The sequence below is a fragment of the Caulobacter sp. D5 genome (assembly GCF_003185805.1).
In the GTDB taxonomy this organism is placed as follows: Bacteria; Pseudomonadota; Alphaproteobacteria; order Caulobacterales; family Caulobacteraceae; genus Caulobacter.
On sequence record NZ_QHJY01000163.1, the window covers coordinates 1 to 17,826 of the forward strand.

Genomic DNA, 17,826 nt, shown 5'->3' on the forward strand with positions numbered 1-17,826 from the left:
GTTACCTCTCACCCTCCCACGCCTTTGGCGTGGGCCCCTCCCTCTCTCAAAGAGAGAGGGATCAAAACCTACCGCAGCCGGCCGTCGCCGCCGGCTTTCAGTTCGGCCAGGGCCAGGCGGCCGTTGTCCTTGCCGGAGGCCGGGACGACGGCCTGGGCGTAATTGCCGTCGGCGCGGCCGGCCTGGGCCAGCAGGGTGTCGAGGCGGGCGCGCTTGGCCTTGAAGGCCGCCAGCTCGCTGCCCGACAGCACCGTGCCCTGGGGCACCTTGGCGCCGATCGGGTTGATGCGCTGGCCGTTCAGCCAGACTTCGTAGTGAAGGTGCGGACCGGTCGCCAGGCCCGTGGAGCCGACATAGGCCACGACCTGGCCCTGCTGCACGTGGACGCCCGGACGGATGCCCTTGGCGTAGCGCGAGATGTGGCCGTAGCCGGTGTCCCACTGGCCCGAGTGGCGGATGCGCAGCCAGTTGCCGTAGCCCGACCAGCGGCGGGCCTCCAGCACCACGCCGTCGCCGGCCGCCAGGATCGGCGTGCCGGTGCCGGCGCCGAAGTCGATGCCCTTGTGGCCGCGGTTGTAGCCCAGCACGGGGTGGCGGCGCATGCCGAAGGTCGAGGTGATGCGGGCCCCGTCGACCGGGGTGCGCAGCAGGAAGCCTTTGATGTTCTTGCCGGTCTCGTCGAAGAACTGGGTCTTGCCGCCGCGCTCGAAGGCGTAGAAGCGCTGGCCCTTGACCTCGGCGTATTCCAGGTCGCCGGCCTCGATGGTGCGGCCGCTCTCGGTGACCTTGCGGTCGAACACCAGGCAGAATTGGTCGCCGTCCTTGATGTCGCGCGAGAAGTCGATCTTGTGCGAGAACAGCTTGGCGGCCTGGCTGACCACGGCCGGGCTGCCGCCGACGGCCGCCACGCTCTCGTAGAACGAGCCGTTCATGGCCCCGCACGAGACCTTGGTCTCGTCCCGGACCTCTTCCTCGATCTCGCGCAGCTTCAGGGCGCCGTCGAAGGTGCGCGACACGGTGACGGTCGAGGACGGGCTGGTGCGCATCGACAGGCCGACCAGGCGGGCCGGGCCGCGGTCGTTGTCGCGGCGACGGGCGATGGCCGCCTCGAAGGCCATGCCGGCCTTGATGTTGACGGTGTCCATGGCGCTTTGCAGCGTGCTGACCACCTGCTGGGCCTCGTCGGCGCCGACGCCGGCGCGCTCGACGGCGCCCTGCAGGGTCTCGCCGGGCTTGACCTTGACGGGAACGGTCTCGGGACGGTCGAAGCCGGGCTGGGCCTCGGCCTGGGCGAAGGCGACATGCTGCAACGCCACCATGGCGGCCGCGTCGAGCGGCGCATGGGCGGCGACCACGGTCGAGGGCTGGTCCCCCGCCGTCAGCTTCCAACCCAGGGCCAGGGCGGCCAGGCCGGCGACGGCGGTGAAAAGCCGCGGCGCGAGACGCATGGTCGGGCGTCGCGGATCAAATTCCTGCATCGGTCCCCCGTTCGGTACAGATGCCGCGTTTGTACGAAAACGACACGGCCGGGAAGCCCCCCAGCAATCGTCGCGCCGGAACATGACGGCCCGCGCGCCTCCGGGCAAGGACTATCCGGTGCTTCGGACGTTTTGTCACGGACATGGTTAATCCCTTGAAACACAAAGAAAAACGCCCGCTGCAAGCAGCGGGCGCCTTCTGTCGAATCTTGGGTTTCGCGCGGGCGAAATTTAGGCGGCGTTGATCTGCTCGTTCGGGTCGCGCAGCACGTAGCCGCGGCCCCAGACGGTTTCGATGTGGTGCTTGCCTTGAGCGGAGGCCGCCAGCTTCTTGCGCAGCTTGCAGATGAAGACGTCGATGATCTTCAGTTCCGGCTCGTCCATGCCGCCGTACAGGTGGTTCAGGAACATCTCCTTGGTCAGGGTCGTGCCCTTGCGCAGGGAGAGCAGCTCCAGCATCTGGTATTCCTTGCCGGTCAGGTGAACGCGGTTGCCGTTCACTTCCACCGTCTTGGCGTCCAGGTTGACGATGATGTCGCCCGTCTTGATGACCGACTGGGCGTGACCCTTCGAACGACGGACCACCGCATGGATGCGGGCGATCATCTCGTCCTTGTGGAAGGGCTTGGTCATGTAGTCGTCGGCGCCGCCGGCGAAGGTCTTCACCTTCGTGTCGATCTCGGCCGTGCCCGACAGGATCATGATCGGCGTGTTGACCTTGGCCACGCGCAGGGTGCGCAGCACGTCGATGCCGCTCATGTCCGGCAGGTTCAGGTCGAGCAGGATCAGGTCGTAGTCGTAGATCTTGCCCAGATCGACGCCTTCTTCGCCCAGGTCGGTCGTGTAGACGTTGAAGCCTTCCGACTTCAGCATCAGCTCGATCGTCTGCGCGGTGGCGCTGTCGTCCTCAATCAGCAGTACCCGCATGGAACCCTCCCCGCCAATCGGCGGCGCTTAATTCGACAGTGGCGGGCATGCCGCCGATGAAACCCGTCCCCCAGTCTGGCGGACAGTTAATTTAAGACTGGTTAATGGTGAACGCGTCGTCTGGCGAAATGGTTAATATGATTTGCGAATCGGGTGCAAGCGGTCGGAAATCCGTTGCGCACATTGGTCGCAGCCCCATTTCAAGCGCTGCCGCAAGCCCTTAAAATTGCAGCAAACCCAAGGGTTAACAGGGGCTCGCGCACTACGGCCGCGTTAACAGGGTGCAAGCTCACGTTCTTACTTGCGGCGAGATTGCGGCGTTCTGTCGCGAGAATTCCGGGGATGTTTTTTCGCCCCTCGCGTGCGCAACCAAGCGTGGCCAGGGGCGATCCGCGTCACCCGGTCGCGGCGGCGTCTTCCTCGGCCAGCCAGCCGGCGGCGCGCAGGCGGGCCACGGAGGCCCGCGCGATGGGCGCGGCCTCGCCGTCGGCCAGCCTCAGACGCAGGTTTCGGCCGTCGCGCTCGACCCCGACCACCGCCCGCCGGGCCACCCACCACGAGCGATGCACCTGCAGGCCGTCCAGCCCCGACAGATTCGCCAGCACCCGCGCCATGGGTCCGGCCTCGAGTCGCGAGCCGGTCTCGGTGCGCACCCGGACATAGTGATCCTCCATCTTCAGATAGAGCACCGTGGCGGCGGGGATGGGCGTAGGCGGCGGAGTCGAAACCGGCCCGTCGACGACCAGCGGCGCGGCGGCGGCGCGCTGGGCGGCGAGCCTGGCCCGCAGGATCGTGAAGCCCACGGCCAGCGGTCCGGAGAAGGCCAGGCACTGGCCGTACCAGTCCAGCGGCGACAGCTTGTTCAGGAACGGCCACAGCCCGGTCGCCGCCGGCGCGACCACCGCCGCCTGCAGGGCGCTGCCGACCAGGATCGCCGCGGCCACCAGGATCGGGGCCGGGATCCTCGCCCGCTCGGCGGCCACGGCCGCCAGCCGGATCAACAGGCCGAAGATCAGGGTCCCGGCCCAGAAACAGCCGATCCAATAGATCGCGCGCACGAGGAAGGGACCGTTGAAATAGCTGCCGAAGGGCCCGACCATGCCCAGGAACGCCCCCATCGCCGTGGCGACGGAAAGGTCGATCGCCCATTCGCGGGCGGTTCCGAGCAGGGGGCGCGGGCCGGTCATGAGCGATCTATAGCGCCGTTCGCCGCTTCGCGAACCCGTTCGCCCGTTCACGCATGAGGCGTGGCGGCGCAAGGGCCGCAGCCGCATCGGAGGGTCATCGCCAACCGGAGCCTTCCATGCCGCCCCTTCGCTTTTCCGCCCTGCTCGCCGCCCTGGCCATCGCCGGCGCCGCCCACGCCACAGAACCTCCCACTGAGCCTCACGTCGGCTTCATGCGCGTCGAGGCGCCCGATCCGCAGGGCGCGCCGATCGAGGTCGGCGTCTGGTACCCGACCGACGCCCCCGAGACCGGCCCGATCGGCGGCATGGAGAGCCTGCCCGTCGCCAAAGGCGCGCCAGTGGCCGGCGACCGCCTGCCGCTGGTGGTCATGTCGCACGGCAACGGCGGCTGGTTCGGCGGCCATTACGACACCGCCGCCGCCCTGGTGAAGAAGGGCTTCGTGGTCGCCGCCCTGACCCACACCGGCGACAACTACCGCGACCAGAGCCGCGCCCTGGAGATGACCGAGCGCCCGCGCCAGCTCAGCGTCCTGATCGGCTACATGCTGGACGCCTCGCCGATGCATGCGCGGATCGACGCCGCGAAGGTCGGGGCCTTCGGCTTTTCCTCGGGCGGCTTCACGGTGCTGGCGGCGGCCGGCGGCGAGCCGCGCCTGGCGGCGACCTTCCCCGGTCACTGCATCAAGCATCCCACCAACTACGACTGCCGCCTGAGCGCCGGAAAGCCGCTGCCGGCCAGCACGCTGTCGCCGACCTGGACCCACGACGTTCGCATCCGGGCCGTGGTCTCGGCCGCGCCGGCGCTGGGCTTCACCTTCGGCCGCCAGGGCCTCAAGGGCGTGACCCAGCCGGTTCAGCTGTGGAAGGCCGGCGACGACGAGATCCTGCCCGATCCGGACTACGCAGAGGCCGTGCACCGCGCCCTGCCCCGCGCCCACGATTACCGCGTCGTTCCGGGGGCGCGACATTTCGACTTTCTGGTCCCCTGCGGCCCGCAGGCGGCCCAACGCCTGCCCAGCCCCTTGTGCGCAAGCGCTCCGGGCTTCGATCGGGCCGCTTTCCACGCCGATTTCAACGCCCGGGTTGCGACATTCTTCGCCACCCAACTGGGCGTCGGAGAACGCTGAATTTCATGCGCGATTAACCATGATGGCCGAGTCTGCGCGGGTCGCTTCCAGGAGCCGTCTTGCGCAGTCTCATCGCCGCCGTCGAACGTCTTGATCCCCTGACCATCTTCGGGCGCGTCGCGGCCGTGAACGGTCTGCTGATCGAGGCCCGGGGCGGGCTGACCCGTCTGGCCGTCGGCGCGCGCGTCGAGATCGAGCGCCTGAACCTGCCGACCCTGCCGGCCGAGGTCGTCGGCTTCCGCGAAACCCGCGCCCTTCTGATGCCCTTCGGCCCCGTCGAGGGCGTGGCCCCCGGCGCCGAGATCAAGATCATGCCGGAAGGCGCCGTGGTGCGCCCGACCAAGGCGTGGCTGGGCCGCATCATCAACGCCTTCGGCGAGCCGATCGACGGTCTTGGCCCCCTCCCGCAAGGCGAAGTGCCCTATCCCCTGAAGACTCCGCCGCCGCCGGCCCACGCCCGCGGCCGGGTGGGCGAGCGCCTGGACCTGGGCGTGCGCTCGATGAACGTCTTCACCACCACCTGCCGCGGCCAGCGCCTGGGCATCTTCGCCGGCTCGGGCGTCGGCAAGTCGGTGCTGTTGTCGATGCTGGCCAAAGAGGCCACCTGCGACGCCGTCGTCGTCGGCCTGATCGGCGAACGGGGCCGCGAGGTGCGCGAGTTCATCGAGGAGACCCTCGGCGAGGAAGGCCTGCGCCGCGCCATCGTCGTGGTCGCCACCTCGGACGAGCCGGCCCTGACCCGCCGCCAGGCCGCCTACATGACCCTGGCCATCGCCGAGTTCCTGCGCGACCAGGACCAGGAGGTCCTCTGCCTGATGGACTCGGTGACCCGCTTCGCCATGGCCCAGCGCGAGATCGGCCTGGCCGCCGGCGAGCCGCCGACCACCAAGGGCTATACGCCCACCGTCTTCACCGAGCTGCCCAAGCTGCTCGAGCGCGCCGGCCCTGTCCCGATCCGCGCCGACGGCACGACGGCCGCCCCGATCACCGCCCTGTTCACCGTGCTGGTGGACGGCGACGACCACAACGAGCCGATCGCCGACGCCGCCCGAGGCATTCTCGACGGCCACATCGTCATGGAACGCTCGATCGCCGAGCGCGGCCGCTTCCCGGCCATCAACGTCTTGAAGTCGATCAGCCGGACCATGCCGGGCTGCCAGCTGCCGCACGAGCGCGACATCGTCAAATCCGCCCGCCAGGTGCTGTCGGCCTATTCCAACATGGAAGAGCTGATCAAGATCGGGGCCTACCGCGCCGGCGCCGACCCGACGGTGGACCGCGCCATCCAGCTCAATCCGGCGGTCGAGGCTTTTCTCAGCCAGAACCCCGACGAAGCCACGAGTCTTGACGATTCGTTCAACTTCCTCGGCCAGATTCTCCAAAGCGCCGCTTAGACGCTTCGTACCGAGTAACCCGACATGACCAAGTGGGCCGCCTCCCTGATCCGCATCTCGAACCACGAGGTCGAGACGCTGCAGAAGCGCCTCTCCGAGGTGGTCGATCGCCGCGAAGCCGCCGAGATGCGGGTGGTGATGATGGACGCCGAGGCCGAAGCCGAGATCAAGCGCGCCGAGGGCGACGCGTCGGCCGGCTGGTACATGATCGGCTACCGCAAGGGCGTGCAGGTTCGCCGCGCCGAGGCGATGCTGGAAATCGACCAGATCAGGATCGAGGAAACCGGCGCCCGCGACGCGCTGTCGGTGGCCTTCGAGAACCTCAAGAAATACGAGCACGTCGCCGACGCCGCCAAGGCCGCCCTGGCCAAGAAGGTCGGCAAGATGGAAATGGCCGCGCTCGACGAGCTGGGCCTGCGCCGCGCGGCGATGGGCGGGCGCTGACCCCCTCCGGCCCTCCGGGCCACCTCCCCCAGAGGGGGAGGATCTAGAAAAGCACCGCGCCAAGAAGATGCTCCCCCTCTGGGGGAGCTGTCGGCAAAGCCGACTGAGGGGGCTCTCCCGCCCTTCACCCTTCCGCAAACTCCCCATGCTTCTCTCGCGACAGATCGCCGCGAGGGTTCCATGTCCGACGTCTCACGCCGCGCCGTGCTCGGCTCCAGCCTGGCGCTGGCCGCCTGCGGGCAGACGGCGCAGGGCCAGCCGGTTCCGGCCAACCTGCCGCCGCTGAAGAGCGTCGCCCCGTTCCGGATCGGCTCCTCGGTGCAGGCCCTGCACCTGGACGACCCCGCGCTGTCGGCCCTGCTGCGCCGCCAGGTCAGCCAGCTGACGCCCGAGTGGCAGATGAAGATGGAATATATCGTCCAGCCGGACGGCTCGTTCCGCTTCGACGCCCCCGACAGGATCGCCGCCTTCGCCGCCGCCAATGGCATGGCCCTGCTGGGCCACACCCTGGTCTGGTACGCCCAGGCGCCGGAGGCCTTCGAGCGGCTGGACGAGAACCGGGTCAGCTTCGAGCAGGCCTATCGCAACTACATCCTGGCCGTGGCCGGGCGCTATCGCGGCAAGGTGGTCGGCTGGGACGTGGTCAACGAGGCCGTCGCGGAAGACGGCGACGGCTGGCGGACGAGTCTCTGGTCCAAGCGCCTGGGCGACTTCGAGCACATCGCCCTGGCCTATCGCACCGCCCGCGAGGCCGATCCCGGCGCGGTCCTGCTGCTGAACGACTACAATCTCGAATACATGCCGAGGAAGCGGGCGACCTTCCTGAAGCTGGCCGAGCGCCTGCTGGCCTCCGGCGCGCCGCTGACCGGGATCGGAACCCAGATGCACGTCGCCGCCGACATCCGGCCCGGCGAGATCACCACCATGATGAAGGACCTGGCGAGTCTGGGCCTGCCGATCCACCTGTCGGAATTGGACGTCTCGCTGGTCCGCGCCCAGAACAAGTTCCTGTCGCGCACCGAGCTGGAGCAGCGCCAGGCCCGCACCTACGGCGAGGCCGCCGAGGCCTTCATGGCCCTGCCCGCGCGCCAGCGCTTCGCCTTCACCCTGTGGGGCCTGCGCGACGGCGACTCGTGGCTGAAGAAGGAAAACGCCTCCGACGCCCCCGCGCCGTTCGGCGACGCAGGGCGGCCGAAGGCCGGCGCGGCGGCGCTGGTGGAAGCGTTCAGGCGGGGTTGACCTGAGTGACCCGCGGCCTTTGCACCGTCTACGGCTCGGGGTCTCTTTAAGATCGCCTTCCTGGGCCTTGTGCCCAGGATCCATGGTTCAGCCGCCTAGGCTTCCGCAGGACGGTAAAGGTCTGAGCGGTCGCCGGCATGGGCCCTCGCCACAAGGGCGAGGGAGGCAGATTCATAAATGCGAAGCGAGCCCGCTAAAACCTCAGGCCCCAGGCCCACGCACGCTGGTGGCCACGGCGTGGTCCGCGTCGTTGGCCTGGCGCAGGGCGCGCAGGTCCTCGCTGATGCGGAAGACGGCGACGTAGAATTCGCAGAAGGCGCGCCACAGCAGCACCATGCCGGCGGCGACCAGCAGGCCGGCGATCAGCACCGGGAAGGCCAGCAGCAGCGAGGCGACGCCGCGTTCCTTCAGCGCCAGGCCCACGGCCGCGCCGACCACGGAAAAGGCGAACAGGGCCACCACGCCCAGGCCAGCCCAGTAGATCAGGTGGATGACCGGCCCCGTCACCAGTCGGTCGAAGGTCAACAGATCCCAGAACAGCGCGCTCGAACCGCGCCCCTTGGATTTCCTGGCCGGAGCCATCCGACGCACCTCATATCAGCGGACTGGCGGAGACCGCCTAAGTTTACGCTGCATCGCTAGCAGCGTGAGGCCCGCTCGGCAATGCCGGGCGGGCCTCGTGCGTGTTCGGAAGAAGGGACGCTGTTACTTCGGCCCCGTTACTTGGGGGCGGCGGCGCCGGCGAGAGCGGCGTCGATCTGGGCCTTGGTGGCCGTGGTGCTGATGCTGCCGTCGGCGCCGGCGCTCAGGCTGGCCTTGGGCAGGGCGAACTTCTTCTCGCCGCTGCTGACCACGACATTGGCCGAACCATCGGCGCCGGTCGCGGTGTCGCTGATCGTGCCGACCACGGCGCCCGACGGGTCCTTGATCTCGGAGCCGACCTTGAAGTCGCCCGAGACGGTGGCCGAAGACGGGGTGCCGGCCGCGTCGGCGCCGGCGGCGGCCGAGGTGTCAGCCGGAGGCGTGGTCGTGGTGGTGGTCGAGGTGGTGCTGGTCGTCGAGGACGGCGGCTGCGCGGCGGCGGCCGGATCGGCCGGAGCCGTGGTGTTGGTGTCCTGCGCGGTGCTCTGCGCATAAGCGGCGCCGGCCAGCGAAAGGGTCGCGGCGGCGGCGAGATAGGCGAACTTGGTCTTCATATTTACGCTCCGTCGGAGGGCCCCTGCCCGCTCAACCAACGCAAGCTCGTTTGTAACGGTTCCGAAACAACGCGTGATCCCGAACCTTCGGCCCGCCTCAGGGCTTGGCGGAGACCAACGGCGGCGCTTCCTGGATCGGGGCCTCGTCGTCCTTCAGCCCGGCCGCCTTCATCGCCGATTTCAGGGTGTAGACCGACGGCGCGGTGCTGGTGGTGAAGGCCAGCTGGGCGGTCAGGGCCGGGTTTTCGGCCTCGTTGGCGAAGCCGCCGTCGCGCACCGCGTTGAAGCCGACCGCATAGCTCTTGCCCGGCTTGGTGCGGCACAGCAGGACGAAGGTCCGGCCGTCGTTGAGCAGCCGCGGGGCCCGCACGCATTCGGGCCGCTCGCCGCCGGCCGCGTCGGCATAGTTCCAGGCCAGGGGCGTCATCTTCTGGTCGAAGGCGACCTTCAGCACCAGGATCCCCGGGGCCACGGCCTCGCCGGCCGCCGGCCAGGTGGCGGTGACCTTGGGCGGCAGGGTCGGCGGCATCACCGTCACCGGCGAGACCGGCGTCGGCTCGGGCCGAGGCGGCTGCTGGGCCAGGGCGGCGCCGGAAACGGCCAGCAGGATCGGAAGGGCGAGAAGGGGCGCGCGCATGAGCTGAACAATGGCGATCAAGCGCGGCCTTCTCAAGGCGCCGGACGACGCGACGGCGCGCGTTCGACGCTCGTAAAGCGACAGCCGCCCGGCCCGCCGATCATTCAGGTGGCGTTCACGCGTCGGCGGGCTAGCTTGGCCTCAACGATAACGCGTCCTTCGAGAGACCCCGCCATGCGCCCCGCCCTCGCCCTGCTCGCTCTTGCCGGCGCCGCCCTGGCCGCCACCGTCCCGGCCTCCGCCCAGGATCGCGGCTACGGCCGTCCGGACTCGACGCCGCGCGGCTCCTACCAGGACAGCTGCCGCGACATCACCGTCCGCCGGGGCGAGATCAACGCCCAGTGCCGCGACAACCGCGGCCAGTGGACCTGGAGCACCGCCAGCGCCGACTGCCGCGGCGACATGACCAACCAGAACGGCCGCTTGACCTGCCTGTCGGGCAGCGGCCGCCCCGGAACCCTGCCGCGCGGCTCGTACCTGGAAAGCTGCCGCGACGCCTCGGTTCGCGGCCGCGAACTCACCGCCCAATGCCGCGACGACCGCGGCCGCTGGAACTGGACCAGCGCCAGCGCCGAATGCCGGGGCGACATGACCAACCAGAACGGCCGCCTGGTTTGCTTCGGCGGCGCCGGTGGTCCGGGCGGTCCCGGCGGCCCGGGCGGCGGACGCGGCCAGGCCGTGCTGTTCGAGGACGCCGGCTACCGCGGCCGCGCCGTGAACGTCGACGGCGACATCGCCGACCTCGGCGCCTTCGGCTTCAACGACCGCGCCTCGGCCATCCGCGTGGGCCGCGGCGAATGGGAGCTGTGCGACGACATCAACTATCGCGGCCGCTGCTGGCGGATCTCGTCGGACATCAGCCTGTTCTCGGGCGAGATGAACGACCGCGTCAGCTCGATCCGCCGCATCCGCTGATCGCCTTCGCCTGATCCGTCGTAAACTCGACCTTGAAGCGGCGCGCGGGGCGGCTAAGCTCCACGCGCCTTTTTCCACCATGAGATTTTCCATGCGCAAGTTCGTCGTCCTGGCCGCCGCCGCGGCCGCCCTGCTGGTCTCGGCCTGCAACACCGTCGAAGGCGTCGGCCGCGACGTCTCGGCCGCCGGCCGCGCGGTTTCCGACACCGCCAAGGACGCCAAGCACTAGGTCCTAACGTTCCGGCGCGCCCGTCCCCGACGCGGCGCGCCGCCCGCTGGCCGCCGCATACCGGCCTCAATGGTCACCCAGACTTGCCGTCGTCGCGACAAGTAACCCTCGCGACAGCGTTCAGCAGCTTAAGCTTAACCAGAACCGGCGAAGCATTAACCCTGCCGAACAGTTCATTCGCGCGCGATGAACGCGGAGGATGAACTCTTTCGGAGATCGCCCATTCAAGGGCGCAATATCTGCTTCCAAAGCGCACATGCGACCGAAAGTGCTATTTGCACAAAGCGGCGCCGGAGCCATATGGACGCCATGACCGACCGACCCGTCCCCAGCGTCCTGACCGGAATGAAGCGAGGCGTCCGCCACCGTTGCCCCAACTGCGGCGAGGGGCGGCTCTATTCGCGCTATCTGAAGGTCGAGTTCGACTGCGAGGTCTGCGGCCATCACCTGGCCGCCTATCCGGCCGACGACGGCCCGGCCTATTTCACGATCCTGATCATCGGCCACCTGTTCGTCGCGCCGCTGCTGCTGTTTCCGTTCATCTGGCAGGCCTCGCCGTGGCTGGTCGCGCCGCTGACCATCCTGCCGCTGGCCGGCCTGACCCTGCTGCTGCTGCCGCGCGTCAAGGGCGCGGTGATCGGGGCCCTGTGGGCCAACGGCCTGCGCAAGCCCGAGGACGCCGCCGGCGGCTGACCGGCCAGGCCAGGGCGGAACCCCAAGGCGGAACCGTCGCCGCACGGGTTGCATTCCCTCCCCCGAAGCCGAGGCGTTCCGAACGCGGATCGCCCGGCCCTATGGGAGACCCGAATGCTCGGCACGATCCTCATCATCATCCTGATCCTGGCGCTGGTCGGCGCCCTGCCCACCTGGGGCCACAGCCGCTCGTGGGGCTATTTCCCCAGCGGCGGTCTCGGCCTCGTGCTGGTGATCATCATCATCCTGGTGCTCATCGGCAGGATCTGACGACGCCCGCTTGAAGCCCGCCCCAAAGGGGACTTTGAGCGCGACGGCGTCTTGACCTAAGGTCGCCCCAACGGCCGCCCAACCTGGGAAGGGCGCCGACAGGGGGACGCCAGGATGACCGACGCCGTCGCGCCGCAGGACCAGCCTGCGTCCCCTTCGGTCCCATCGCTTTCTGCAGGCGCTCGGGCGCGGGCCATCCTCGGCGGCTCGGCCGGCAATCTGGTCGAATGGTACGACTGGTTCGCCTACGCCGCCTTCACCCTCTATTTCGCGCCGCACTTCTTCCCCAAGGGCGACCAGACCGTGCAGCTTCTGCAAGCGGCGGCGGTGTTCTTCCTGGGCTTCGTGGCGCGCCCCGTCGGCGCCTGGCTGATGGGCCACTACGCAGACCGGGCCGGACGGCGCGCGGCGCTGAGCGTCTCGGTGTCGCTGATGTGCGCCGGGGCGCTGATCATCGCCCTGACCCCCGACTTCAAGACCATCGGCCTGTTCGCGCCCGCCGTGCTGCTGATCGCCCGCGTGCTGCAAGGCCTGTCGGTCGGCGGCGAGTACGGGGCCAGCGCCACCTACATGAGCGAGATGGCCGGCAGGAGCCGTCGCGGCTTCTGGTCCAGCTTCCACTACGTGACCCTGATCGCCGGCCAGCTGATCGCGCTCGCGGTGCTGATCATCCTGCAACGGACCCTGGCGAAAGAGGACCTGGCCGCCTGGGGCTGGCGAATCCCGTTCGTGATCGGCGCGGGCCTGGCCGTCGTGGTGTTCTGGATCCGGCGCGGCCTGGAAGAGAGCGTCTCGTTCAAGACCGCCGACAAGCCCGCCGAAAGCATCGGCAAGACCCAGCGCAACCTCGCCCTGCTGTTCTTCGTGCTGACCCTGGCGGCCGGCGGCTGGATCCTGGCCAGGCCCGGCCTCGTCCCGCAGGTGCTGGCCGGCGTCTTTCTGGTGGGCTTCTTCGCCACCCTGGTCGCGCCGCTGCTGGCCCGCCACCCGCGCGAGACCCTGATGATCATGGGCCTGACCGCCGGCGGCTCGCTGACCTTCTACGTCTACACCACCTACATGCAGAAGTTCCTGGTCAACACCGCCGGGTTCGAGAAGGCCCAGGCCTCGGAGATCAGCGCCATCAGCATGATCGTCTTCATGCTGCTGCAGCCGCTGTCGGGCTGGCTGTCGGACAAGCTGGGCCGCAAGCCGATGCTGATCGTCGCCTATGCCGGCGGGGCCCTGACCATCTGGCCGATCATGAGCGGCATCGCCGCCACCGACTCCGTGCCCGTGGCCTTGGCCCTGATCGTCGCCGGCATGACCATCCAGTCGGCCTATACCGCCATCAGCGCCGTGGTGAAGGCCGAGCTGTTCCCGGCCCACGTCCGCGCGCTGGGCGTGGCCCTGCCCTACGCCGTGGCGAACGTGCTGTTCGGCGGCACCGCCGAGATGGTCGCCCTGGCCTTCAAGCACGCCGGAATCGAGAGCGGCTTCTATCTCTACGTGGCGGGGATCATGACCGTGGGCCTGGTGGTCTCGATCCTGCTGCGTGACACCGCCAGACATAGTCTCATCGCCGAGGATTGACCCCGGCGCTCGCCCCGATATCCCCTGTCGTCGACTCCCGTTTCCCCAACAGCGTTGCCCATGCCGATTCTCGACATCCTGGCCCTTGGCCTCTTCGTCTTCGCCTGGCTGTTCTACGAGCCGCTGCTGCGGCGACTGGGACAGGGCAAGAACCTGATCAACACCGACATGACGGTGATCCGCCGCCGGTGGATGTCCGAGATGGCGGTGCGCGAGGTCGCCCTGCTGGACGGCCAGCTCCTGGGCCACGCCATCAACTCGGCCAGCTTCTTCGCCTCGTCGAACCTGATCCTGATCGCCGCGGCCGCCGGCGTGCTGTTCGGCGGCGATGCGGCGCTCAAGAGCGTCGAGGGCCTGCAGGTGCTGGAAAAGACCGCGCCCTGGATGTTCCAGGTCAAGCTCGGCCTGGTGCTGTTCACCCTGGCCCGGGGCTTGCTCGACTTCATCTGGGCGCTGCGCCAGATGAACTACTGCCTGGCCGCCATCGGCGCCACGCCGATGTGGGCGCCGCCGTCCGTGCTGGCCGAATACGCCGAGGCCGCCGGCGGCATCCTCAACCCGGCCCTGTCGGCCTTCAACGCCGGGGTGCGCGGCTACTACTTCGCCCTGGCGGCGGCGGCCTGGCTGCTGGGCCCGTACGCCTTCCTGGCGGCCAGCCTCGGGGCCCTGGTGCTGCTGGTCTGGCGCCAGCGCCGCAGCCGCGCCTCGGTGGCGGTGCGCAAGGTGCGCCAGATCCTCGAGCGCCAGCCGGTGGTGCATGGGCCGCACATGCGGGGTCTGGCGGGGGATCCGCCGGAGGACCGGATTTAAAGACCCTCTCCCCGAAGGGGGAGGTGGCCGCGAAGCGGTCGGAGGGGGAAGAACTTTCCGACGGAGGAATCACGTCCCCCTCCGTCGCCTCCGGCGACACCTCCCCCTTCAGGGGGAGGGTTCTTTCTACAGCCCCAGCTCCGCCCTGACCTTCTTCGTCAGCTTGGCGGCGATCAGCGCGTGGGCCGTCTTCAGCCAGTCGGCGACCTCGGCGTCGTCGAACGACGCCAGGTCCTCCAGCTTCACCCACTTGGCGCGGGCCAGATAAGGCGCGGCGATCGCCCGCCCGGTCTCGGTCAGCACCTCGTAGGCGACGTCCGAGACCTTGAACGACGCGCCGCCGCCGTGGGTGACGCCGGTCCCGATGACGGCGAGCATCTTGCCGCCGACCTTGTAGACCTGGTCGTCGCCCCACTGGACGGTCATGGTCGCCGCGGGCAGCGCCATGGCCGCCGCATGGAAGGCCTCCGGGCTCATCAGGCCTCGACGCCCACGCCGATCGGGCAGGTCACGCCGGTGCCGCCGATGCCGCAATAGCCGCCCGGGTTCTTGGCCAGGTACTGCTGGTGGTAGTCCTCGGCGAAATAGAACGGACCGGCGGCGGCGATCTCGGTGGTGATCGCGCCCAGGCCCTTGGCCGACAGGGCCTGCTGGTAGGCTTCCTTCGACGCCACGGCCGCGGCGGCCTGGGCGTCGTTGGTCGGATAGATCCCCGAGCGGTACTGGGTGCCGATGTCGCCGCCCTGGCGCATGCCCTGGGTCGGGTCGTGGTTTTCCCAGAAGGTCTTCAGCAGGGTCTCGTAGGTGACGGCCTTGGGGTCGAACACCACCAGCACCACCTCGGTGTGCCCGGTGCGGCCCGAGCAGACCTCTTCGTAGGTCGGGTTCGGGGTGATGCCCGCAGCGTAGCCCGCGGCGGTGACGTAGACGCCCGGGACCTGCCAGAACACCCGCTCGACGCCCCAGAAGCAGCCCATGGCGAACACCGCCGTCTCCAGGCCGTCCGGATAGGGGCCCTTCAGCGGGTGGCCGTTGATGAAATGGACGTCGGCGGTCGGGATGGCGGCCTCACGCCCCGGCAGGGCGGTGTCGACGGTCGGCATCTCGAGGAGCTTCTTGAACAGCATGGGACGGGGCCTTTCGGAGGCGGGAGTTTCTTGAGGCCCGATATAAGTCGTCGCAGGCCCGTTTTCACCCCGTAACGGCGCTTGCTACGAGTCGCTGCCTGAGTATATTGCGCCCCTTCCCGCGCCGGGGGTCTCAACCACCCCCGACTCGAAGTGCGCTGGTGAGGTGGCCGAGTGGTTGAAGGCGCACGCCTGGAACGCGTGTATAGGGGAAACTCTATCGAGGGTTCGAATCCCTCTCTCACCGCCACTACTCTCTTTCGAAATCGCCTGAATCAAAACGACCGCAGCCTGTTCGACGGCGGTCGTCTCAACTTCACATGTTCGAGGCCGAGCGCTCGAAGACGAGCCGCGCCGCTAGCGGTCGCAGCGCTTCAGACAGTCATCCCCGGCCGCGATACTGCGATTGTCGTTATAGTCGGTGTTGCGTCGGCACTGTCGTCGACAGTCTTCTCGCCGCTCGTAGCTGTTGGAAGACGACTGGTTAGAACTCGAGTTGTTCGAGCACATGCCCAGCAGGCAAGCGAACAAGATCACGCCCGCGGCGGTCCCGCCGACGATGGCGGTGTCACGCTCCTGCGATCGGGAAGGCGTGTAGAAATTCGACGCATACGACCATCCGGTCCGGTAGTCGGAGGTTCTCCATTCCAACTGCCTGGCGTTGGTGTCCACGTCGATGACGGTCACCAGGATCTTCTTGCCGTCGGCTCGATAATAGAGCTGGCGGCCGATCAGGGCCGGCGTCAGCAGCCCGTCATCGACGACGTTGCATCCCATGCAGCCCTGCCTGGCCAGCGCCGGCGGCGCCGACAGGCTGAGGACGAGGCAGGCCGACACGAGAACGGCCACGATCCTGTTGAACAGAAACCCGAGGCCACGGACCTCGTTCGCATCCGCATCCCGCAGGTTCAAAGACCACGTCTTCATCACAGCTCCCCCAAGCCATGGCGAAGTGTTGGGGCGCCGAGACTGGCGATGCAACTTAAAATTGATCGTTTTTATCACTTCCCCATACCCGCCGGTTCGCGGTCGCCGCCCGCGCGCGTCCAGCGTAGAAAAGCGGCATGATCCGCCACGCCCTCCTCGCCGCCCTGAGCCTGACCATGAGCACCGCCGCCCTCGCCGCCCCGAGCGTCGTGACCTCGCCGCAGGCCCTGCCCGCCGCGCATGATCGGCCGCGGGTGTTCCTGGGCGGCAGTATCGACATGGGCAAGGCGGTCGACTGGCAGGCCCAGGTGATCGCGGCCCTGGCCGACCAGAACGTGGTGATCCTCAATCCGCGCCGCCCCGACTGGAACCCGGCCTGGAAACCCGTCGCCGACGAGCCGGAGTTCCGCCGCCAAGTCGAATGGGAACTGGCCGCCCTGGAGAGCGCCGACGTCATCGTGCTCTACCTGACGCCCGGCTCGCAGTCGCCGATCAGCCTGCTGGAGATGGGCCTGCACGCGCGCTCGGGGAAGCTGGTGGTGCTGTGCCCCGAAGGCTTCTGGCGCAAGGGCAATGTCGACATCACCGGCGAGAAGTACGGCGTGAAGCAGGTGGAGAGCCTGGAGGCGTTGATCACCGAGGTGAAGGCGCGGGTGGGGCGTTAAGACCCTCCCCCTGAAGGGGGAGGTGTCGGCGAAGCCGACGGAGGGGGATGTGGCCTGTGAGCCAGCAATCACCTCGACGTTAGAAGGGACTTCCCCCTCCGGCCCTCCGGGCCACCTCCCCCTTCAGGGGGAGGATCTTACAGCCCCACCTCCCGCTCCACCCCGATCCCCGCCAGGAAATCCGGGTCGTGGCTGACCACCAGCAGCGCCCCGTCATAGCCGGCCAGCGCCGCCTCGACGGCCGCCACCGAGTCCAGATCCAGGTGGTTGGTCGGCTCGTCGAGGATCAGCAGTTGCGGCGGGGTAGGTCCCGCCAGGACGCAGGCCAGGGCCGCGCGCAGGCGTTCGCCGCCGCTCAAAGACCCGGCCAGCCGGTCGGCGGCGCTGTTGCGGAACAGGAAGCGGGCGAGCGCGGCCTGGGCGGCGTTGCGGTCGGCGGCGGGGTGCAGGCGCTGGAAGGCCTCGCGCAGGGTCTCGTCCGGACGCAGGATGGCCAGAGACTGGTCGAGCATCACCGCCGGGACGCCGCGCGTCACCGTTCCGGCCGTCGGGGCCAGCACGCCGGCCGCCAGGTTCAACAGGGTCGACTTGCCCGCGCCGTTGGGGCCGCGCACCGCCACCCGCTCGGGACCGGCCAGGCGCAGGTTCACGCCTTCCAGCACCGGCGCCAACATCGGCGAACGGCCGGGCCAGGCGAAGGCGACATTCTCCAACGACAGCACCAGTCTGCCTGTCGGCAGGCCGGTGGGCGGCAAATCAAAGCCCAGGGTCCGCGCGCGCTCGACCCGCTTTTCGGCGCTCTCCACCGCCTCGCGGGCGCCGGACTGCAAGCGCTCGGCCAGGCGGCGCTCCTTGCCGCCGGTGTTCTCGGCGCGCTCGGCCCGGGCGCCGAGCAGGATCTTGGGCTCGCTGCCCTTGGCGGCGAAGCGCTTGCCGGCGGCGTCGCGGCGGGCCTTGCGTTCGAGCGCGGCCTGGGCCTCGCGGGCGGC

Annotated in this window: 21 protein-coding genes and 1 tRNA gene; 12 read left to right on the forward strand and 10 right to left on the reverse strand. The window is 69.0% G+C overall.

Features of this window, described 5'->3' with window-relative positions; translation table 11 throughout:
- Nucleotides 1–68: 68 nt before the first annotated feature.
- From DMC18_RS11890 to DMC18_RS11900, 3 genes are all read right to left on the reverse strand, one after another.
- Nucleotides 69–1,478 carry a peptidoglycan DD-metalloendopeptidase family protein gene (locus DMC18_RS11890; protein WP_110118474.1) on the reverse strand — a complete coding sequence of 470 codons (1,410 nt, stop codon included), beginning with the start codon at nt 1,476–1,478 and terminating at the stop codon, nt 69–71.
- Nucleotides 1,479–1,709: 231 nt separating this feature from the next.
- Entirely contained in the window at nt 1,710–2,405 is a 696-nt protein-coding gene (ctrA, locus tag DMC18_RS11895; RefSeq protein WP_110118475.1) for a response regulator transcription factor CtrA, read from the reverse strand.
- Between the two features lie 395 nt (nt 2,406–2,800).
- Complete coding sequence (locus tag DMC18_RS11900; RefSeq protein ID WP_110132954.1) at nt 2,801–3,592, reverse strand: LytTR family DNA-binding domain-containing protein; 792 nt, start codon at nt 3,590–3,592, stop codon at nt 2,801–2,803.
- A 116-nt stretch (nt 3,593–3,708) separates the two neighbouring features.
- Here DMC18_RS11900 and DMC18_RS11905 point away from each other — a divergent pair, with 116 nt between their 5' ends.
- From DMC18_RS11905 to DMC18_RS11920, 4 genes are all read left to right on the forward strand, one after another.
- Complete coding sequence (locus DMC18_RS11905; protein ID WP_110118480.1) at nt 3,709–4,719, forward strand: dienelactone hydrolase; 1,011 nt, start codon at nt 3,709–3,711, stop codon at nt 4,717–4,719.
- 59 nt (nt 4,720–4,778) lie between these two features.
- Nucleotides 4,779–6,113: a flagellar protein export ATPase FliI gene (gene fliI / locus DMC18_RS11910; RefSeq protein ID WP_110132955.1), complete on the forward strand. Its 1,335-nt coding sequence runs from the start codon at nt 4,779–4,781 to the stop codon at nt 6,111–6,113.
- A 24-nt stretch (nt 6,114–6,137) separates the two neighbouring features.
- Complete coding sequence (locus tag DMC18_RS11915) at nt 6,138–6,557, forward strand: flagellar export protein FliJ (RefSeq protein ID WP_110118482.1); 420 nt, start codon at nt 6,138–6,140, stop codon at nt 6,555–6,557.
- A gap of 180 nt (nt 6,558–6,737) precedes the next feature.
- On the forward strand, nt 6,738–7,796 hold the full coding sequence (locus tag DMC18_RS11920) for an endo-1,4-beta-xylanase (RefSeq protein WP_110118483.1): 1,059 nt from the start codon (nt 6,738–6,740) through the stop codon (nt 7,794–7,796).
- Between the two features lie 201 nt (nt 7,797–7,997).
- Here DMC18_RS11920 and DMC18_RS11925 read toward each other — a convergent pair whose 3' ends face one another.
- From DMC18_RS11925 to DMC18_RS11935, 3 genes are all read right to left on the reverse strand, one after another.
- Complete coding sequence (locus DMC18_RS11925) at nt 7,998–8,378, reverse strand: DUF4282 domain-containing protein (protein ID WP_110118484.1); 381 nt, start codon at nt 8,376–8,378, stop codon at nt 7,998–8,000.
- A 137-nt stretch (nt 8,379–8,515) separates the two neighbouring features.
- Complete coding sequence (locus DMC18_RS11930) at nt 8,516–8,992, reverse strand: hypothetical protein (protein WP_110118485.1); 477 nt, start codon at nt 8,990–8,992, stop codon at nt 8,516–8,518.
- A 97-nt stretch (nt 8,993–9,089) separates the two neighbouring features.
- A complete protein-coding gene (locus DMC18_RS11935) occupies nt 9,090–9,650 on the reverse strand; it encodes a hypothetical protein (RefSeq protein WP_370443991.1) in 561 nt (186 codons plus the stop codon).
- Between the two features lie 153 nt (nt 9,651–9,803).
- Between DMC18_RS11935 and DMC18_RS11940 the strand changes: the two genes are divergently transcribed.
- From DMC18_RS11940 to DMC18_RS11965, 6 genes are all read left to right on the forward strand, one after another.
- Nucleotides 9,804–10,544 carry a beta/gamma crystallin-related protein gene (locus tag DMC18_RS11940; protein ID WP_110118486.1) on the forward strand — a complete coding sequence of 247 codons (741 nt, stop codon included), beginning with the start codon at nt 9,804–9,806 and terminating at the stop codon, nt 10,542–10,544.
- Between the two features lie 91 nt (nt 10,545–10,635).
- Nucleotides 10,636–10,773: an entericidin A/B family lipoprotein gene (locus tag DMC18_RS11945; protein WP_110118487.1), complete on the forward strand. Its 138-nt coding sequence runs from the start codon at nt 10,636–10,638 to the stop codon at nt 10,771–10,773.
- A gap of 300 nt (nt 10,774–11,073) precedes the next feature.
- On the forward strand, nt 11,074–11,466 hold the full coding sequence (locus DMC18_RS11950; RefSeq protein WP_110118488.1) for a DUF983 domain-containing protein: 393 nt from the start codon (nt 11,074–11,076) through the stop codon (nt 11,464–11,466).
- A 114-nt stretch (nt 11,467–11,580) separates the two neighbouring features.
- The gene (locus DMC18_RS11955; RefSeq protein WP_110118489.1) at nt 11,581–11,736 is read left to right on the forward strand and encodes a DUF3309 family protein; all 156 of its coding nucleotides are present in this window, start codon (nt 11,581–11,583) and stop codon (nt 11,734–11,736) included.
- 114 nt (nt 11,737–11,850) lie between these two features.
- Complete coding sequence (locus DMC18_RS11960; protein ID WP_110118490.1) at nt 11,851–13,308, forward strand: MFS transporter; 1,458 nt, start codon at nt 11,851–11,853, stop codon at nt 13,306–13,308.
- A gap of 60 nt (nt 13,309–13,368) precedes the next feature.
- Nucleotides 13,369–14,118, forward strand: coding sequence for a DUF599 domain-containing protein (locus DMC18_RS11965; RefSeq protein WP_110118491.1), 750 nt, complete (start codon nt 13,369–13,371; stop codon nt 14,116–14,118).
- 126 nt (nt 14,119–14,244) lie between these two features.
- Here DMC18_RS11965 and DMC18_RS11970 read toward each other — a convergent pair whose 3' ends face one another.
- Nucleotides 14,245–14,595 (reverse strand): MmcQ/YjbR family DNA-binding protein, encoded by a 351-nt coding sequence (locus DMC18_RS11970; RefSeq protein ID WP_110118493.1) that lies wholly within the window; start codon nt 14,593–14,595, stop codon nt 14,245–14,247.
- Nucleotides 14,595–15,245, reverse strand: a complete 651-nt coding sequence (msrA, locus tag DMC18_RS11975; RefSeq protein ID WP_110118494.1) for a peptide-methionine (S)-S-oxide reductase MsrA — start codon at nt 15,243–15,245, stop codon at nt 14,595–14,597. The genes DMC18_RS11970 and msrA overlap by 1 nt, the downstream gene beginning before the upstream one ends.
- Nucleotides 15,246–15,405: 160 nt before the next feature.
- On the opposite strand from msrA, the gene DMC18_RS11980 reads away from it, so the two are divergent.
- Nucleotides 15,406–15,495, forward strand: a tRNA-Ser gene (locus DMC18_RS11980).
- Nucleotides 15,496–15,602: 107 nt separating this feature from the next.
- Here the strand turns inward: DMC18_RS11980 and DMC18_RS11985 are convergent.
- Complete coding sequence (locus DMC18_RS11985; protein ID WP_146218055.1) at nt 15,603–16,172, reverse strand: hypothetical protein; 570 nt, start codon at nt 16,170–16,172, stop codon at nt 15,603–15,605.
- A gap of 137 nt (nt 16,173–16,309) precedes the next feature.
- On the opposite strand from DMC18_RS11985, the gene DMC18_RS11990 reads away from it, so the two are divergent.
- On the forward strand, nt 16,310–16,837 hold the full coding sequence (locus DMC18_RS11990) for a nucleoside 2-deoxyribosyltransferase domain-containing protein (RefSeq protein WP_110118496.1): 528 nt from the start codon (nt 16,310–16,312) through the stop codon (nt 16,835–16,837).
- A gap of 137 nt (nt 16,838–16,974) precedes the next feature.
- On the opposite strand, the gene DMC18_RS11995 is transcribed toward DMC18_RS11990, so the two are convergent.
- The coding region (locus DMC18_RS11995; RefSeq protein WP_146218056.1) for an ATP-binding cassette domain-containing protein at nt 16,975–17,826 on the reverse strand (852 nt) is incomplete at its 5' end.

Bases quoted from the DNA above. Each gene is read 5' to 3' on its own strand.
- DMC18_RS11890 (WP_110118474.1), bottom strand. From the start codon at position 1,478: ATGCAGGAATTTGATCCGCGACGCCCGACCATGCGTCTCGCGCCGCGG.
- ctrA (WP_110118475.1), bottom strand. From the start codon at position 2,405: ATGCGGGTACTGCTGATTGAGGACGACAGCGCCACCGCGCAGACGATC.
- DMC18_RS11900 (WP_110132954.1), bottom strand. From the start codon at position 3,592: ATGACCGGCCCGCGCCCCCTGCTCGGAACCGCCCGCGAATGGGCGATC.
- DMC18_RS11905 (WP_110118480.1), top strand. From the start codon at position 3,709: ATGCCGCCCCTTCGCTTTTCCGCCCTGCTCGCCGCCCTGGCCATCGCC.
- DMC18_RS11915 (WP_110118482.1), top strand. From the start codon at position 6,138: ATGACCAAGTGGGCCGCCTCCCTGATCCGCATCTCGAACCACGAGGTC.
- DMC18_RS11920 (WP_110118483.1), top strand. From the start codon at position 6,738: ATGTCCGACGTCTCACGCCGCGCCGTGCTCGGCTCCAGCCTGGCGCTG.
- DMC18_RS11925 (WP_110118484.1), bottom strand. From the start codon at position 8,378: ATGGCTCCGGCCAGGAAATCCAAGGGGCGCGGTTCGAGCGCGCTGTTC.
- DMC18_RS11930 (WP_110118485.1), bottom strand. From the start codon at position 8,992: ATGAAGACCAAGTTCGCCTATCTCGCCGCCGCCGCGACCCTTTCGCTG.
- DMC18_RS11940 (WP_110118486.1), top strand. From the start codon at position 9,804: ATGCGCCCCGCCCTCGCCCTGCTCGCTCTTGCCGGCGCCGCCCTGGCC.
- DMC18_RS11945 (WP_110118487.1), top strand. From the start codon at position 10,636: ATGCGCAAGTTCGTCGTCCTGGCCGCCGCCGCGGCCGCCCTGCTGGTC.
- DMC18_RS11950 (WP_110118488.1), top strand. From the start codon at position 11,074: ATGGACGCCATGACCGACCGACCCGTCCCCAGCGTCCTGACCGGAATG.
- DMC18_RS11955 (WP_110118489.1), top strand. From the start codon at position 11,581: ATGCTCGGCACGATCCTCATCATCATCCTGATCCTGGCGCTGGTCGGC.
- DMC18_RS11960 (WP_110118490.1), top strand. From the start codon at position 11,851: ATGACCGACGCCGTCGCGCCGCAGGACCAGCCTGCGTCCCCTTCGGTC.
- DMC18_RS11965 (WP_110118491.1), top strand. From the start codon at position 13,369: ATGCCGATTCTCGACATCCTGGCCCTTGGCCTCTTCGTCTTCGCCTGG.
- DMC18_RS11970 (WP_110118493.1), bottom strand. From the start codon at position 14,595: ATGAGCCCGGAGGCCTTCCATGCGGCGGCCATGGCGCTGCCCGCGGCG.
- msrA (WP_110118494.1), bottom strand. From the start codon at position 15,245: ATGCTGTTCAAGAAGCTCCTCGAGATGCCGACCGTCGACACCGCCCTG.
- DMC18_RS11985 (WP_146218055.1), bottom strand. From the start codon at position 16,172: ATGAAGACGTGGTCTTTGAACCTGCGGGATGCGGATGCGAACGAGGTC.
- DMC18_RS11990 (WP_110118496.1), top strand. From the start codon at position 16,310: ATGATCCGCCACGCCCTCCTCGCCGCCCTGAGCCTGACCATGAGCACC.